The following is a 14935-nucleotide window of genomic DNA, read 5'->3' on the forward strand; positions in this document are numbered from 1 at the left end:
ATCGATTATTCGATGATCTTGGCTACTACGCCGGCACCAACAGTACGACCGCCTTCGCGGATCGCAAAGCGCAGACCGTCTTCCATCGCAATCGGAGCGATCAGAGTGACGTCCAGCTTGACGTTGTCGCCCGGCATAACCATTTCCACGCCTTCCGGCAGTTCGCAGGAACCGGTTACGTCAGTAGTACGGAAGTAGAACTGCGGACGATAGCCCTTGAAGAACGGAGTGTGACGGCCGCCTTCGTCCTTGCCCAGCACGTACACTTCAGCTTCGAAGCGAGTGTGCGGGGTGATGGTGCCCGGCTTGGCCAGAACCTGACCACGCTCAACGTCTTCACGCTTGGTACCACGCAGCAGTACACCAACGTTCTCACCAGCACGGCCTTCGTCCAGCAGCTTGCGGAACATTTCAACGCCAGTACAGGTAGTCTTGGTGGTCGCCTTGATACCAACGATCTCGACTTCTTCACCCACCTTGACGATACCGCGCTCTACACGACCGGTTACTACAGTACCGCGACCGGAGATGGAGAATACGTCTTCGATCGGCATCAGGAACGGCTTGTCGATAGCACGCTCAGGCTCAGGGATGTAGGCATCCAGAGTTTCAACCAGCTTACGAACGGCAGTGGTGCCGATTTCGTTGTCGTCCTTGCCTTCCAGCGCCATCAGCGCGGAACCGATGATGATCGGAGTGTCATCGCCCGGGAAGTCGTAGGTGCTCAGCAGGTCGCGAACTTCCATCTCGACCAGCTCCAGCAGCTCTTCGTCATCAACCATGTCGGCCTTGTTCAGGAACACGACGATGTAAGGAACGCCAACCTGACGGGACAGCAGGATGTGCTCGCGGGTCTGCGGCATCGGGCCGTCAGCAGCGGAGCAAACCAGAATAGCGCCGTCCATCTGGGCCGCACCGGTGATCATGTTTTTCACATAGTCGGCGTGACCAGGGCAGTCAACGTGCGCGTAGTGACGAGTCGGAGAATCGTACTCTACGTGCGAGGTGTTGATGGTGATACCACGAGCCTTTTCTTCCGGCGCGTTGTCGATCTGGTCGAAAGCGCGGGCAGCACCGCCGTAAACTTCTGCGCATACACGGGTCAGTGCAGCAGTCAGAGTGGTTTTACCATGGTCAACGTGACCGATGGTGCCTACGTTCAGGTGCGGTTTGCTGCGTTCGAACTTCTCTTTAGCCATCGAGAGATCCCCTATTCGTGAGAGCAATGCGCGTGTCACGCGACCATTAAATAAAAGGCAGATATTTGCATATCTGCCTTGATACTGGAGCTCATGAGCGGATTTGAACCGCTGACCTCACCCTTACCAAGGGTGTGCTCTACCAACTGAGCTACATGAGCTTACACACCATTGCATGGTCAGACTGGAGCGGGTAGCGGGAATCGAACCCGCACCATCAGCTTGGAAGGCTGAGGTTCTACCATTGAACTATACCCGCCAAGTAGCCTGACTACGCGAAATCTGGTGGAGGGGGAAGGATTCGAACCTTCGAAGGCTAAGCCGTCAGATTTACAGTCTGATCCCTTTGACCGCTCGGGAACCCCTCCGTAAAAGAGGCGCCATTTTCATCACTTGGCGACCCTCTGTCAACACTTTTGTTAGCAAAAACACTTACTTGAAAAGGCTTTTGCCAACATCAACCTGGTCGTTGGACCGAGGTCGTCGTGAAGCGGGCGCAATTCTAGGGCAAGTTGCCTGACTTGGCAACGGGGGAACAGGCCTGATATTGATGTTGCAGCTGCGGAAAGTCGGCGCGCAGCCTGCCAAGCAGCGACTGATCCACCAGCCGCCGGGCAGCTGGCTGCACTTGAACCAGATACTGGCTGCGCAACTTATCGACCGACTCGACCCGCACGTCATTACCGTCGGCCAGCAACTGCGCCTGGCGCGCTTCGGCATAATCCAGTCGCGAGAAGACGCCCAGCGAGATGTTGCCCGCCAGCGGGCCGCGCGTAATAACAAAGCTATCGATGCCCTGCTCCTGCAGCAGCGACAAGCGCGCAAGCGCATCAACACTGCCACCCGAGACTGGCATCACAAGCCAGTAGTCGGTACTGCCGACCACCTCGTCTTCGACCAGCGCCGCCTGCACATCCAAAGCCAGCAGGCGCTGCAACAGCTGCTCAGCCTGACGACGCCCATCGAACACCCCCAGCTGAATACACAACGCAGCAGGCGCAGCCTCACTCACGGACGCCACCTCAGCGGGCGAAGCTGAAACAACGTCCTGGGGCGGCGATGATACGCTGTCGCTAACCGCAGGCTCGCCCGCCAGCAAGCTGTCGGGCCGCACGCCGCCAGACTGCAACTGCCACAGCGCGTACAGAATGTTAAGCAGCAGCAGAAACAGAAACAGCGAGCGCATCAATCAATCTCCATCGGACAGGCCAGCGCCAGGCCGTCAAACACCAAGTCATTGATGATATGACAGCTCTGCGGTAGCGCCTCGGCCATGCGCTCGGCGTCACCGCCAGTCAGGATGACCACCATCTCATCACCGAGGGCTTGCCGCGCCACCCGCAATTGCTCGCGCACAAACCCCACCAGCATCAGATCACAGCCAAACTCCACAGCCTCAGCCGTACTGTCGCCGGGACGCGGCGTTGCCAGATCACCACGCAAGGACTGCTCGTAACGAATCAGCCGGGTATGACGCTTCAGACTGCCACGCAGCAGTTTGCTGCCCGGCGCAATATACCCACCCAGGTGCTGGCCGCCGGCATTCACGAAGTCCACGGTGACCGCGGTGCCGAGATCGATAACCACGCAGGCACGACGACATAGATTGTAGCCAGCCACCAGAGCCAGCCAACGATCCATCCCCAACTTGCCGTACTCAGCGTAACCGTTACGCACGCCCGCCAGCTCCGGGGCGCTGCGCGCCAACACGGGGTGCAGCTTGAGCCAGCTGGTCAGCTGATCCAGCACCACCTGGTTTTCTTCTGCCGATCGCACAGATACCAGGCGGCAGCCATGGATCTCGCGCTCCTGTCCGCCGAGCAGGCGCTGAAGTTCGACCAGATCCGGCGCCATGTCCCGATCACGGACACGCCCCTCCCGGTCAAGCAGGCGCCACTTTATCAGGGTGTTTCCACAGTCCAGCTCAAGTAGCATTATTCAACCTCAGACTGACCTCACCACCACTGATCTCCTGCACACCTTGCTCCTGCTGCAACAGCAACGCGCCTCGGGTAGTCACACCTGCCGCCAACCCCAGCTGCTCGTGCGCTCCCGACACCACTCGCACCTGCTGACCCGCCCAGGCGTCGCGCTGCTGCCATGCATCACGGAAGGGTGCAAACCCTTCAGCCCGAAAGATCTCCATGGCCGGCGCCAGACGCTGCAAAAAGGCAGCCACCAACTGATTGCGGTCAAGGGTGGCCGACTGCCCGGTGCGATAGAGTGACGTCCAGGCCTGATCGACACTGTCGGCAGCATCCATCAGCACGTTGACGCCCACACCAATAACTACCAGCGCCTCGCCCGTCAGGTCACCACTGATTTCCAGCAGCACGCCGGCCAGCTTGGCACCGTTCAACAGCACGTCATTGGGCCACTTCAGCTGGCATCCCCGGTAGCCGACATCCTCCAGTGACTGCACCAGGCACAGACCCACCAGCAGGCTCAGCCCTTCCAGACCATGCGCGCCACCTGAGACCGGCTCAACAACCGACAGATAGATATTCTGGCCATAAGGACTGCTCCAGGGGCGACCGCGACGCCCGCGCCCCGCCATCTGCTGCTCGGCGAGGACCACCAAAGGGTGCGGCGCGCCCGGCAGCAGGCTGCGCTGGGCCTCGGCATTGGTCGAGTCGATCTGCTGATGCAGATGCCACTCCCAACGCGCAGACAGGGCCGACGGCAACTGCGCGCGAATCACCGCCGGGTCCAGCAGACAGGCACCCCGCGGCACCCGGTAGCCCTTACCACGCACCCGCTGCAGCGGGTAGCCCTGCTCCTCCAGCCGCTTGAGCGTTTTCCAGATCGCCGCGCGACTGACGCCCAGCGCCTCGCCCAGCGCTTCGCCGGAATGAAAACGCCCGTCTGCCAGCCGTGTGAGTATCGCGCCGAGCATCTATGCTGTTACCTTTTGAAATGAACGGCACATGATAACGCCGGGGCGCGCGAGCGGCTATCCTCGCGTGTTGCGACGCCACCAGGGCCTCGCCAGCTCCTCCAGCGCATCGGCCCGCGTTATCCCGATATCCTGCAATTGCGCCGCATCCATGCCCGCCAGTAGCTCAAGCTCGTAGCGCCGCCGACGCCAGGCACGCCACGTCCTCACCAACCACGCCAACCCATTCATCAGCAAATCTCCACCCATCAACAGACCATGGCCAAAGCATGGCGGGCGGATTAACATCAATCCAACGAATGTTTCTTATGCAACTCATCCGGAGAATTGATCATTGGCCCACTTCCCGACGATCGACAGCGAGCTGCTGCGCACCTTTACCGTGATTGCCGACCAGGGCGGCTTTACCCGCGCCGCTGATCAGCTCAACCGCACCCAGTCCGCCGTTAGTATGCAGATGAAGCGACTGGAAGAGGATGTCATCCAGCGCCCGCTATTTAGCCGCGAAGGCCGGCATGTTCAGCTGACCGCAGAGGGGGAAATGCTATTGGGGTACGCGCGGCGCATCCTGCGCTTGCAGGGCGAAGCCCTGAACAGCTTGCGCACACCAGACATGGTTGGCCTGGTGCGCATTGGCACGCCAGATGACTACGTTGCGCGCTTTCTGCCGGGCGTGCTGGCCCGCTTCGCCCACAGCTTTCCGCTGGTACAGGTGGAGATGCACTGCGAACCCTCGGCGCAACTGCTGCAACGGCACGACCTGGATTTGACCATTGTTACCCGCGAGCCGGGCAAGGAGATCGGCGAGCTGCTACGCCAGGAGCAGCTGGTGTGGGCCCAGGCGAGCGGCGCCGAACTGCAGCACCGGGAGCAGCTACCGCTGGCGATGTTCAATGGTGACTGCTTTTGTCGGCACTGGGCCTGCAACGCCCTCGAGGCGCAACAACGTAACTACCGCGTGGCCTATACCAGCCCGAGCCTGTCAGCCATCTTTGCCGTGGTGGGCGCCGGCCTTGCGATCACCGCCCAACCGCGCAGCCTGATCCCCGACAGCATGCAGGTGCTGGGGCCTGAGCACGGCTTGCCGGAAATGCCCCAGGCCAGCATCGTGCTGCTGCGCGATACGCGCCGCAGCTCGGCCGCCAGCGAGTCACTGGCGGCGCATGTCATAGAAGGCTTTCGCCACTAAGCCCAGCCGGCTTTACCCCCAATACAGGGTTTGCGGCTGCGCCTGGTCGGTGATGAAGAGGTGCCCGACATCGGGCACCGCAAAGCAGCGATCGCCGCGACGCGGTTGCCAGCTGTGATACTCGGCGTGGGTGATGCCGATTTCCCACAGCGTGTCGCACTGCCAGCCGCAGGGGCGCAGCTCCAGCCGCACCTCGGCACCAATCAAATTGATGGCCTCGACCTGCAACGGCAAATGGGCGTGATCCACCGCGCTCAGCTGCAGACGCACCTCATGTGGACGCAAGTACAGCTGCGCCTCACCCGCCGTGGCCGCCGCCTCGGGCAACCGCACCCAGGCATCGCCGCTGGCCAGCCGATCACCAGCCAACTCGCCGTGCAGCACGTTGACGTGTCCAAGAAAGTCGAACACAAAACGCGAATCCGGCTTGGCATACAGCGCCTCAGGCGTATCCACCTGCTCGATGCGCCCGGCACTCATAACCACCACCCGATCCGACAGCTCAAGCGCCTCTTCCTGGTCATGGGTGACAAACACACTGGTGAAGTTGAGCTCATCGTGCAGGCTGCGCAGCCAGCGACGCAGATCCTTGCGCACGCGCGCATCCAGTGCACCAAAGGGCTCATCCAGCAGCAGAACCTGAGGCTGCATGGCCAGCGCACGGGCCAGCGCGATTCGCTGCTTCTGGCCACCGGACAGCTGAGCCGGAAAGCGGTCGGCCAAGTGCGACAGCTGCACCATCTCCAGCAGGTTGCCGACTCGCTGGCGAATCTCGGCGGCCGAGGGGCGCTGCTTGCGCGGCAGCACATCAAGACCGAAGGCGATGTTCTGCGCCACGGTCATATGCCGGAACAGGGCGTAGTGCTGAAATACGAAGCCCACGCGGCGCTCACGCACATGGCGCCGGGTCACGTCCTCACCGTGGAACAGAATGCGACCGCCGTCGGCACTTTCAAGCCCGGCAATAATCCGCAGCAAGGTCGTCTTGCCCGAGCCAGATGGGCCCAGCAGACCGATCAACTCCCCGTCAGGGATATCCAGCTCGATGCCATGCAACGCCTGAAATGCGCCGAAGGACTTGTCGATGTGTTCTAGGGTAATGCTCATGTCGTTCGATCCGATTGAGTGCTTGCCGCCTGCATCTGACGGGCTTGCCGCCATTCCACTGCGCTCTTGATCAACAGGGTAAGCAGGGCAATGCCGGCCAGCAGCGACGCGCTGGCGAAAGCGCCAACCGCGTTGTAGTCCTGATACAGCAGCTCCACATGCAGCGGCAGGGTATTGGTCTGGCCACGGATGTTGCCCGAGACAACAGACACCGCACCAAACTCACCGACCGCACGGGCGTTGGTCAGCACCACCCCGTACAGCAGTGCCCACTGAATGTTCGGCAGCGTGATCTTACGAAACAGCTGCCAGCCGGAGGCGCCCAGCACAACACCGGCTTCCTCTTCTTCTCGCCCCTGTTGCTGCATGAGCGGAATCAGCTCACGGGCAACAAAGGGGCAGGTAACAAACACCGTCACCATGACGATGCCCGGCCAGGAGAACATCAACTGCACATCCCGATCCATCAACCAGCCACCCAGCCACCCATTGCTGCCGTACAACAAGAGATAAAGCAGGCCTGCCACCACAGGGGATACAGCAAAGGGAATGTCGATCAGGGTGATCAGCGCCTTGCGCCCGGGAAACTCGAAACGCGTCACCAGCCAAGCCAGAAACACGCCAAACACCAGGTTAATCGGCACCGTCAGCGCAGCGACAAACAGCGTCAGCCCGATAGCGTGCAGCGTGTACTCGTCAGTCAGGTTGTCCCAAAAGGTGGCGGCACCGGAGGAGAGCGCCTGACTGAAGATCATCACCAGCGGCACAACCAGCAGCAACGCTACCAGCAGCAATGCCAAACCGATCAACGACCATTTGATCCACGGCTGATCACCAATACGCAAGCGGCCTTGAGATTTCATGCAAACTCCTCAGCGGCCGTGCAGGCGGCGCAGGTAACGCGCCTGCCAGAGATTAATCGCCAGCAGCAAGACCAGCGACGCAATCAACACCACAGAAGCGATGGCACTGGCTGCGCCATAATCGAACTCCTGCAGGCGGATAAAGATCATCAGGCTGGTGATCTCGCTGACATAAGGCATGTTGCCGGCAATAAAGATCACCGCCCCAAACTCGCCCAGGCTCCGCGTGAACGACAGCGCGATACCGGTCATCAACGCCGGCCACAGGCTCGGGAACAAAATGCGGCGAAATACCGTGAGGTCGGACGCCCCCATACTGACGGCCGCCTCCTCGTCCTCTACTGGCAAGTCTTCCAATACCGGCTGCACAGTACGTACAACGAAGGGCAGACTGGTAAAGGACATAGCCACAACAATGCCCAGCGGGGTGAAGGCAACTTTGATACCCAGCTCAGTCAGCAACTGGCCATACCAGCCATTTTGGGCAAACAGCGCCGCCAGGGTGATGCCGGCAACCGCGGTGGGCAGGGCAAAGGGCAGGTCAATCAAGGCGTCAATCAGGCGTTTACCCGGAAACTCGTAGCGCACCAGCACCCAGGCCAACAGCAGTCCGGCGATACCGTTGAACAGCGAGGCGATTGCCGCGGCCCATAGTGTCACCTTATAGGAAGCAACCACGCGCTCGTCAGTAATGACGCCCCAGTATTGCTCCCAACTCATGCCTGCAGTCTGCACGATCAGACCGGTCACCGGCAGCAGCAGGATCAGACTGATAAACAGCAGCGATACACCCATACTCAACGCAAATCCCGGCAACACGCGTTTGCCGGGATTGCGTTGAAACGGCGACCAGCGGCCGCCTGACAACTCACTCATGCCGATCCTCTCAGCGACGCTGCAGCTGATCCAGCTTGCCGCCACTGCCGAAGTGTTCGCTCATAGCGGTTTTCCAGTCACCAGTGATGGCCTCAATCGGCAGCAACTCCAGCTCAGGGAAGCGATCGGCAAACTCGGCTTTGACCGCATCGTTATGTACCCGATAGTTGAACCCCGCGATCAGGCGTTGGGCGTCTTCGCTATACAGGTACTCCAGATAGGCCTTGGCCAGATCGGCTGTTTCGTTGCGCTCGACGCTGCGATCAATCCAGGTCACCGGAAACTCAGCCAGGAAGCTGACTTTGGGTACCACAACCTGATACTCGCCGTCGTACTGGGCCGCGATATTGTTGACCTCGGACTCAAAGGTCAGCAGTACGTCACCAATGCCACGCTCAACGAAGGTGGTGGTGGCACCACGCCCGCCGGTGTCAAACACCGCAACGTTGCCGAGGAACTCACGCAGGTAGTTGTCGATGGCTTCCTGGTCATCACCAAAGGTCTTCTGCGCATAGCCCAGCGCAGCCAGGTAGGTATAACGGCCGTTGCCCGAGGTTTTCGGGTTCGGCAGCACAGAACTCACGTCATCACGAACCAGGTCGTCCCAGTTCTGGATATTCTTCGGATTACCCTCACGCACCAGGAACGCCATAGTGGAGTAGTACGGAGAGCTGGCGTTAGGCAGACGCTCGCGCCAGTCGGCCGGGATCAGGTTGCCGCGCTCATGCAGAATGTCTACGTCGGTCACCTGGTTGTAGGTCACCACGTCCGCCCGCAACCCTTGAATGATCGCCTGGGCCTGCTTGGAGGAGCCACCGTGTGACTGGTTGATCTCAACGGTCTTGCCCGTTTCTTGCTGCCAGTGCTCGGCAAACAATTCGTTGTACGAGGCAAAGAGTTCACGGGCAATATCGTAGGAGGAATTCAACAGCTCCTGGTCTGCAGCTTGCGCCGGAACAACGCCAAGACTGCCGCTGACTGTCAGGGCCACAACCAGCTGTTTGATCAGTTTACGCGGGGATTGCAACATGTCTGTCTCCAACTGCACAGGGCCGCTAGGGCGAACACCTTTCTCAATGGGCGCCCAGATTACCGCCCACCATCAGTTAGAACAACAAGCAGGTTAGACGGATTTGCTTATTACTTCTAACGCTAAAGCATAAGCCCGCCAATATCGCCCGCAGCCAAACTGGTTCAGGATACTTTTTCGCGCACAAAGAAAAACACCCTGACCATTGCTGATCAGGGTGTTTGGTATAGGTGCTTGACGATGACCTACTCTCACATGGGGAAGCCCCACACTACCATCGGCGATGCATCGTTTCACTTCTGAGTTCGGGATGGGATCAGGTGGTTCCAATGCTCTATAGTCGTCAAGCAATTTGTTGCTGCCCGCAGTGCGTGCAGCGTAAAAAGCTTGGATGTGTGACAGAAGTTAAGGTATTTGCAATCTCGCAAGTTCGCGAAGTTGTTTGATTCTGTTGGCTCGATAACACCAGATTGCTTGGGTGTTATATGGTCAAGCCACACGGGCAATTAGTATTGGTTAGCTCAACGCCTCACAGCGCTTACACACCCAACCTATCAACGTCGTAGTCTTCGACGGCCCTTTAGGGGAGTCAAGCTCCCGGTGAGATCTCATCTTGAGGCAAGTTTCCCGCTTAGATGCTTTCAGCGGTTATCTTTTCCGAACGTAGCTACCCGGCAATGCGTCTGGCGACACAACCGGAACACCAGAGGTTCGTCCAACCCGGTCCTCTCGTACTAAGGTCAGCCCCTCTCAAATCTCAAACGTCCACGGCAGATAGGGACCGAACTGTCTCACGACGTTCTAAACCCAGCTCGCGTACCACTTTAAATGGCGAACAGCCATACCCTTGGGACCGGCTTCAGCCCCAGGATGTGATGAGCCGACATCGAGGTGCCAAACACCGCCGTCGATATGAACTCTTGGGCGGTATCAGCCTGTTATCCCCGGAGTACCTTTTATCCGTTGAGCGATGGCCCTTCCATACAGAACCACCGGATCACTAAGACCTACTTTCGTACCTGCTCGACGTGTTGGTCTCGCAGTCAAGCGCGCTTTTGCCTTTATACTCTACGCACGATTTCCGACCGTGCTGAGCGCACCTTCGTACTCCTCCGTTACTCTTTGGGAGGAGACCGCCCCAGTCAAACTACCCACCATACACTGTCCTCGATCCGGATAACGGACCAGAGTTAGAACCTCAAAGTTGCCAGGGTGGTATTTCAAGGTTGGCTCCACGCAGACTGGCGTCCACGCTTCAAAGCCTCCCACCTATCCTACACAAACAAATTCAAAGTCCAGTGCAAAGCTATAGTAAAGGTTCACGGGGTCTTTCCGTCTAGCCGCGGATACACTGCATCTTCACAGCGATTTCAATTTCACTGAGTCTCGGGTGGAGACAGCGCCGCCATCATTACGCCATTCGTGCAGGTCGGAACTTACCCGACAAGGAATTTCGCTACCTTAGGACCGTTATAGTTACGGCCGCCGTTTACCGGGGCTTCGATCAAGAGCTTCGCCGAAGCTAACCCCATCAATTAACCTTCCGGCACCGGGCAGGCGTCACACCCTATACGTCCACTTTCGTGTTTGCAGAGTGCTATGTTTTTAATAAACAGTTGCAGCGGCCTGGTATCTTCGACCGACATGGGCTTACGCAGTAAATGCTTCACCCTCATCGGCGCACCTTCTCCCGAAGTTACGGTGCCATTTTGCCTAGTTCCTTCACCCGAGTTCTCTCAAGCGCCTTGGTATTCTCTACCTGACCACCTGTGTCGGTTTGGGGTACGATTTCTAGTTACCTGAAGCTTAGAAGCTTTTCCTGGAAGCATGGCATCAACCACTTCGCGTTCAAAAGAACACTCGTCATCAGCTCTCGGCCTTAAGCGCCCGGATTTACCTAAGCACTCAGCCTACAACCTTAAACACGGACAACCAACGCCGTGCTGGCCTAGCCTTCTCCGTCCCTCCATCGCAGTAACTAGAAGTACGGGAATATTAACCCGTTTCCCATCGACTACGCCTTTCGGCCTCGCCTTAGGGGTCGACTCACCCTGCGTCGATTAACGTTGCGCAGGAACCCTTGGTCTTCCGGCGAGGGAGTTTTTCACTCCCTTTGTCGTTACTCATGTCAGCATTCGCACTTCTGATACCTCCAGCCAACTTCTCAATTGACCTTCACAGGCTTACAGAACGCTCCTCTACCGCTCATCATAAGATGAACCCGTAGCTTCGGTGTATGGTTTGAGCCCCGTTACATCTTCCGCGCAGGCCGACTCGACTAGTGAGCTATTACGCTTTCTTTAAAGGATGGCTGCTTCTAAGCCAACCTCCTAGCTGTCTAAGCCTTCCCACATCGTTTCCCACTTAACCATAACTTTGGGACCTTAGCTGACGGTCTGGGTTGTTTCCCTTTTCACGACGGACGTTAGCACCCGCCGTGTGTCTCCCGTGCTGACACTCACTGGTATTCGGAGTTTGCATCGGTTTGGTAAGTCGGGATGACCCCCTAGCCGAAACAGTGCTCTACCCCCAGTGGTGATACACGAGGCGCTACCTAAATAGCTTTCGAGGAGAACCAGCTATCTCCGAGCTTGATTAGCCTTTCACTCCTATCCACAAGTCATCCGCTAACTTTTCAACGGTAGTCGGTTCGGTCCTCCAGTGCCTGTTACGGCACCTTCAACCTGCCCATGGATAGATCGCCCGGTTTCGGGTCTATACCCAGCGACTAAACGCCCTATTAAGACTCGGTTTCCCTACGCCTCCCCTAGACGGTTAAGCTCGCCACTGAATATAAGTCGCTGACCCATTATACAAAAGGTACGCAGTCACAGAACAAGTCTGCTCCCACTGCTTGTACGCATACGGTTTCAGGTTCTATTTCACTCCCCTCACAGGGGTTCTTTTCGCCTTTCCCTCACGGTACTGGTTCACTATCGGTCAGTCAGGAGTATTTAGCCTTGGAGGATGGTCCCCCCATGTTCAGTCAACGTTTCACGTGCGCCGACCTACTCGATTTCACAGCTAAGAGCCTTTCGTATACGGGGCTATCACCCACTATGGCCGCACTTTCCAGAGCGTTCTACTAAACTCAAAACTGCTTAAGGGCTGGTCCCCGTTCGCTCGCCACTACTTGGGGAATCTCGGTTGATTTCTTTTCCTCAGGGTACTTAGATGTTTCAGTTCCCCTGGTTCGCCTCACACACCTATGTATTCAGTGTGTGATACCCAGCTTATGCTGGGTGGGTTTCCCCATTCAGAGATCTCCGGATCAAAGGTCATTTGCCACCTCCCCGAAGCTTATCGCAGGCTATCACGTCTTTCATCGCCTCTGACTGCCAAGGCATCCACCGTATGCGCTTATTCACTTGACCATATAACCCCAAACAATCTTACGTTAATTGCTTAACTCAGATTATTCAGTGATATCGGTTTAAAACAGAATTAACGACAATTCCGGAACTTGCACTTGAGATTACAAGTTTACCTTAGCCACATTGCATGCAGTGAAACATGCCATGTGTCTGTACTTCTATCACATATCCAAATTTTTAAAGAGCGTCTGGTTCAGAGACCAGATATCAACAATCAGTGCCTGATTGTTCATATATGAACTCTGAGTTCCATTCTTGGCGTTGTGCTGCGTCGACCTGGTGGAGCCAAGCGGGATCGAACCGCTGACCTCCTGCGTGCAAGGCAGGCGCTCTCCCAGCTGAGCTATGGCCCCGTTCAGACCTGACACCTCGACAATTGGTGGGTCTGGGCAGATTCGAACTGCCGACCTCACCCTTATCAGGGGTGCGCTCTAACCAACTGAGCTACAGACCCAATCGCCTTTCTCTATGAATCAAGTAATTCGTGTGAGTGCTTGAAGAAGCGCTGAGATCTGTCGATTAAGGAGGTGATCCAGCCGCAGGTTCCCCTACGGCTACCTTGTTACGACTTCACCCCAGTCATGAATCACACCGTGGTAACCGTCCTCCCGAAGGTTAGACTAGCTACTTCTGGTGCAACCCACTCCCATGGTGTGACGGGCGGTGTGTACAAGGCCCGGGAACGTATTCACCGTGGCATTCTGATCCACGATTACTAGCGATTCCGACTTCATGGAGTCGAGTTGCAGACTCCAATCCGGACTACGATCGGTTTTATGGGATTAGCTCCACCTCGCGGCTTGGCAACCCTCTGTACCGACCATTGTAGCACGTGTGTAGCCCTGGCCGTAAGGGCCATGATGACTTGACGTCATCCCCACCTTCCTCCGGTTTGTCACCGGCAGTCTCCTTAGAGTGCCCACCATAACGTGCTGGTAACTAAGGACAAGGGTTGCGCTCGTTACGGGACTTAACCCAACATCTCACGACACGAGCTGACGACAGCCATGCAGCACCTGTGTCAGAGTTCCCGAAGGCACCAATCCATCTCTGGAAAGTTCTCTGCATGTCAAGGCCAGGTAAGGTTCTTCGCGTTGCTTCGAATTAAACCACATGCTCCACCGCTTGTGCGGGCCCCCGTCAATTCATTTGAGTTTTAATCTTGCGACCGTACTCCCCAGGCGGTCAACTTAGTGCGTTAGCTGCGCCACTAAAATCTCAAGGATTCCAACGGCTAGTTGACATCGTTTACGGCGTGGACTACCAGGGTATCTAATCCTGTTTGCTCCCCACGCTTTCGCACCTCAGCGTCAGTATCAGTCCAGGTGGTCGCCTTCGCCACTGGTGTTCCTTCCTATATCTACGCATTTCACCGCTACACAGGAAATTCCACCACCCTCTACTGTACTCTAGCCAGACAGTTATGGATGCAGTTCCCAGGTTAAGCCCGGGGATTTCACACCCATCTTATCAAGCCGCCTACGCGCGCTTTACGCCCAGTAATTCCGATTAACGCTTGCACCCTCTGTATTACCGCGGCTGCTGGCACAGAGTTAGCCGGTGCTTATTCTGTTGGTAACGTCAAAGTTGCAGCGTATTAAGCTACAACCCTTCCTCCCAACTTAAAGTGCTTTACAATCCGAAGACCTTCTTCACACACGCGGCATGGCTGGATCAGGCTTTCGCCCATTGTCCAATATTCCCCACTGCTGCCTCCCGTAGGAGTCTGGACCGTGTCTCAGTTCCAGTGTGACTGATCATCCTCTCAGACCAGTTACGGATCGTTGCCTAGGTGAGCCATTACCTCACCTACAAGCTAATCCGACCTAGGCTCATCTGATAGCGTGAGGTCCGAAGATCCCCCACTTTCTCCCGTAGGACGTATGCGGTATTAGCGTTCCTTTCGAAACGTTGTCCCCCACTACCAGGCAGATTCCTAGGCTTTACTCACCCGTCCGCCGCTCTCAAGAAGAAGCAAGCTCCTTCTCTACCGCTCGACTTGCATGTGTTAGGCCTGCCGCCAGCGTTCAATCTGAGCCATGATCAAACTCTTCAGTTAAATACTGATTGGGTTTTGAGAAAACCCTAAACTTGGCTCAGCTTTTGCAAAAAACTCGTGAATTCACAGAGTAACTTGCTAGGCTGATAATCTTTCTGATCATCGAGCACATTCAGCAAGCACCCACACGAATTACTTGATTCAAATTGTTAAAGAGCGATTCGGTCAGCGTTTCCGCTCAACCAAGGCCGCGCATTTTACGCTAACCTTCTGTTCTGTCAAGCATTTTTTTGAAGTTTTTTAGAAGCTTCAAAACCTGCTTGAGCGACCTGAAACGCTGTTTCCGTTCCGGGTCAGGGAGGCGAATTCTACAGGATCAAACCCCGCTGTCAACACCTTCCA

The 14935-nt window shown here is 56.9% G+C and carries 10 protein-coding genes, 5 tRNA genes and 3 rRNA genes; 1 reads left to right on the top strand and 17 read right to left on the bottom strand.

Translation table 11 applies throughout. From position 1 onward, the window contains the following. Positions 1 to 5 precede the first annotated feature (5 nt). From tuf to HV822_RS07160, 8 genes are all read right to left on the bottom strand, one after another. On the bottom strand, positions 6 to 1199 hold the full coding sequence (gene tuf, locus HV822_RS07125) for an elongation factor Tu (protein WP_238873023.1): 1194 nt from the start codon (positions 1197 to 1199) through the stop codon (positions 6 to 8). Positions 1200 to 1284: 85 nt separating this feature from the next. Next, a tRNA-Thr gene (locus tag HV822_RS07130) sits at positions 1285 to 1360 on the bottom strand. 24 nt (positions 1361 to 1384) lie between these two features. Next, positions 1385 to 1458 (bottom strand) — tRNA-Gly (locus HV822_RS07135). Between the two features lie 24 nt (positions 1459 to 1482). Continuing rightward, positions 1483 to 1567: transfer RNA gene (locus HV822_RS07140), tRNA-Tyr, on the bottom strand. A 134-nt stretch (positions 1568 to 1701) separates the two neighbouring features. Further along, a complete protein-coding gene (locus HV822_RS07145; RefSeq protein ID WP_238873036.1) occupies positions 1702 to 2385 on the bottom strand; it encodes an SPOR domain-containing protein in 684 nt (227 codons plus the stop codon). Next, positions 2385 to 3134, bottom strand: coding sequence for a type III pantothenate kinase (locus tag HV822_RS07150; RefSeq protein ID WP_238873038.1), 750 nt, complete (start codon positions 3132 to 3134; stop codon positions 2385 to 2387). Before HV822_RS07150 ends, HV822_RS07145 begins: the two co-directional genes overlap by 1 nt. Continuing rightward, complete coding sequence (gene birA / locus HV822_RS07155; protein WP_238873040.1) at positions 3124 to 4095, bottom strand: bifunctional biotin--[acetyl-CoA-carboxylase] ligase/biotin operon repressor BirA; 972 nt, start codon at positions 4093 to 4095, stop codon at positions 3124 to 3126. The genes HV822_RS07150 and birA overlap by 11 nt, the downstream gene beginning before the upstream one ends. A 57-nt stretch (positions 4096 to 4152) precedes the next feature. After that, on the bottom strand, positions 4153 to 4326 hold the full coding sequence (locus tag HV822_RS07160) for a DUF1127 domain-containing protein (RefSeq protein WP_238873041.1): 174 nt from the start codon (positions 4324 to 4326) through the stop codon (positions 4153 to 4155). Positions 4327 to 4429: 103 nt separating this feature from the next. On the opposite strand from HV822_RS07160, the gene HV822_RS07165 reads away from it, so the two are divergent. Next, a complete protein-coding gene (locus HV822_RS07165; RefSeq protein ID WP_238873043.1) occupies positions 4430 to 5284 on the top strand; it encodes a LysR substrate-binding domain-containing protein in 855 nt (284 codons plus the stop codon). 12 nt (positions 5285 to 5296) lie between these two features. Here HV822_RS07165 and HV822_RS07170 read toward each other — a convergent pair whose 3' ends face one another. From HV822_RS07170 to HV822_RS07210, 9 genes are all read right to left on the bottom strand, one after another. Continuing rightward, entirely contained in the window at positions 5297 to 6391 is a 1095-nt protein-coding gene (locus tag HV822_RS07170) for a sulfate/molybdate ABC transporter ATP-binding protein (protein WP_238873045.1), read from the bottom strand. After that, positions 6388 to 7254: a sulfate/thiosulfate ABC transporter permease CysW gene (gene cysW / locus HV822_RS07175; protein WP_238873047.1), complete on the bottom strand. Its 867-nt coding sequence runs from the start codon at positions 7252 to 7254 to the stop codon at positions 6388 to 6390. Before cysW ends, HV822_RS07170 begins: the two co-directional genes overlap by 4 nt. 9 nt (positions 7255 to 7263) lie before the next feature. After that, a complete protein-coding gene (gene cysT / locus HV822_RS07180) occupies positions 7264 to 8130 on the bottom strand; it encodes a sulfate/thiosulfate ABC transporter permease CysT (RefSeq protein ID WP_238873049.1) in 867 nt (288 codons plus the stop codon). A gap of 10 nt (positions 8131 to 8140) precedes the next feature. Then, positions 8141 to 9160, bottom strand: a complete 1020-nt coding sequence (gene cysP, locus HV822_RS07185) for a thiosulfate ABC transporter substrate-binding protein CysP (protein ID WP_238873051.1) — start codon at positions 9158 to 9160, stop codon at positions 8141 to 8143. A 232-nt stretch (positions 9161 to 9392) separates the two neighbouring features. Then, a 5S ribosomal RNA gene (rrf, locus tag HV822_RS07190) occupies positions 9393 to 9508 on the bottom strand. Between the two features lie 137 nt (positions 9509 to 9645). Further along, positions 9646 to 12534 (bottom strand): 23S ribosomal RNA (locus HV822_RS07195). Positions 12535 to 12811: 277 nt separating this feature from the next. Then, a tRNA-Ala gene (locus HV822_RS07200) sits at positions 12812 to 12887 on the bottom strand. 24 nt (positions 12888 to 12911) lie between these two features. Continuing rightward, a tRNA-Ile gene (locus HV822_RS07205) sits at positions 12912 to 12988 on the bottom strand. A gap of 66 nt (positions 12989 to 13054) precedes the next feature. Further along, a 16S ribosomal RNA gene (locus tag HV822_RS07210) occupies positions 13055 to 14593 on the bottom strand. Together the 16S, 23S and 5S rRNA genes with 2 tRNA genes alongside form the textbook arrangement of a ribosomal RNA operon. Positions 14594 to 14935: the final 342 nt, after the last annotated feature.

Origin of the sequence: Halopseudomonas maritima, assembly GCF_021545785.1 — a bacterium.
In the GTDB taxonomy this organism is placed as follows: Bacteria; Pseudomonadota; Gammaproteobacteria; order Pseudomonadales; family Pseudomonadaceae; genus Halopseudomonas; species Halopseudomonas maritima.

Excerpts from the sequence above, each read along its gene's own strand:
- tuf (WP_238873023.1), bottom strand. The coding sequence starts at position 1,199 with ATGGCTAAAGAGAAGTTCGAACGCAGCAAACCGCACCTGAACGTAGGC.
- HV822_RS07145 (WP_238873036.1), bottom strand. The coding sequence starts at position 2,385 with ATGCGCTCGCTGTTTCTGTTTCTGCTGCTGCTTAACATTCTGTACGCG.
- HV822_RS07150 (WP_238873038.1), bottom strand. The coding sequence starts at position 3,134 with ATGCTACTTGAGCTGGACTGTGGAAACACCCTGATAAAGTGGCGCCTG.
- birA (WP_238873040.1), bottom strand. The coding sequence starts at position 4,095 with ATGCTCGGCGCGATACTCACACGGCTGGCAGACGGGCGTTTTCATTCC.
- HV822_RS07160 (WP_238873041.1), bottom strand. The coding sequence starts at position 4,326 with ATGAATGGGTTGGCGTGGTTGGTGAGGACGTGGCGTGCCTGGCGTCGG.
- HV822_RS07170 (WP_238873045.1), bottom strand. The coding sequence starts at position 6,391 with ATGAGCATTACCCTAGAACACATCGACAAGTCCTTCGGCGCATTTCAG.
- cysW (WP_238873047.1), bottom strand. The coding sequence starts at position 7,254 with ATGAAATCTCAAGGCCGCTTGCGTATTGGTGATCAGCCGTGGATCAAA.
- cysT (WP_238873049.1), bottom strand. The coding sequence starts at position 8,130 with ATGAGTGAGTTGTCAGGCGGCCGCTGGTCGCCGTTTCAACGCAATCCC.
- cysP (WP_238873051.1), bottom strand. The coding sequence starts at position 9,160 with ATGTTGCAATCCCCGCGTAAACTGATCAAACAGCTGGTTGTGGCCCTG.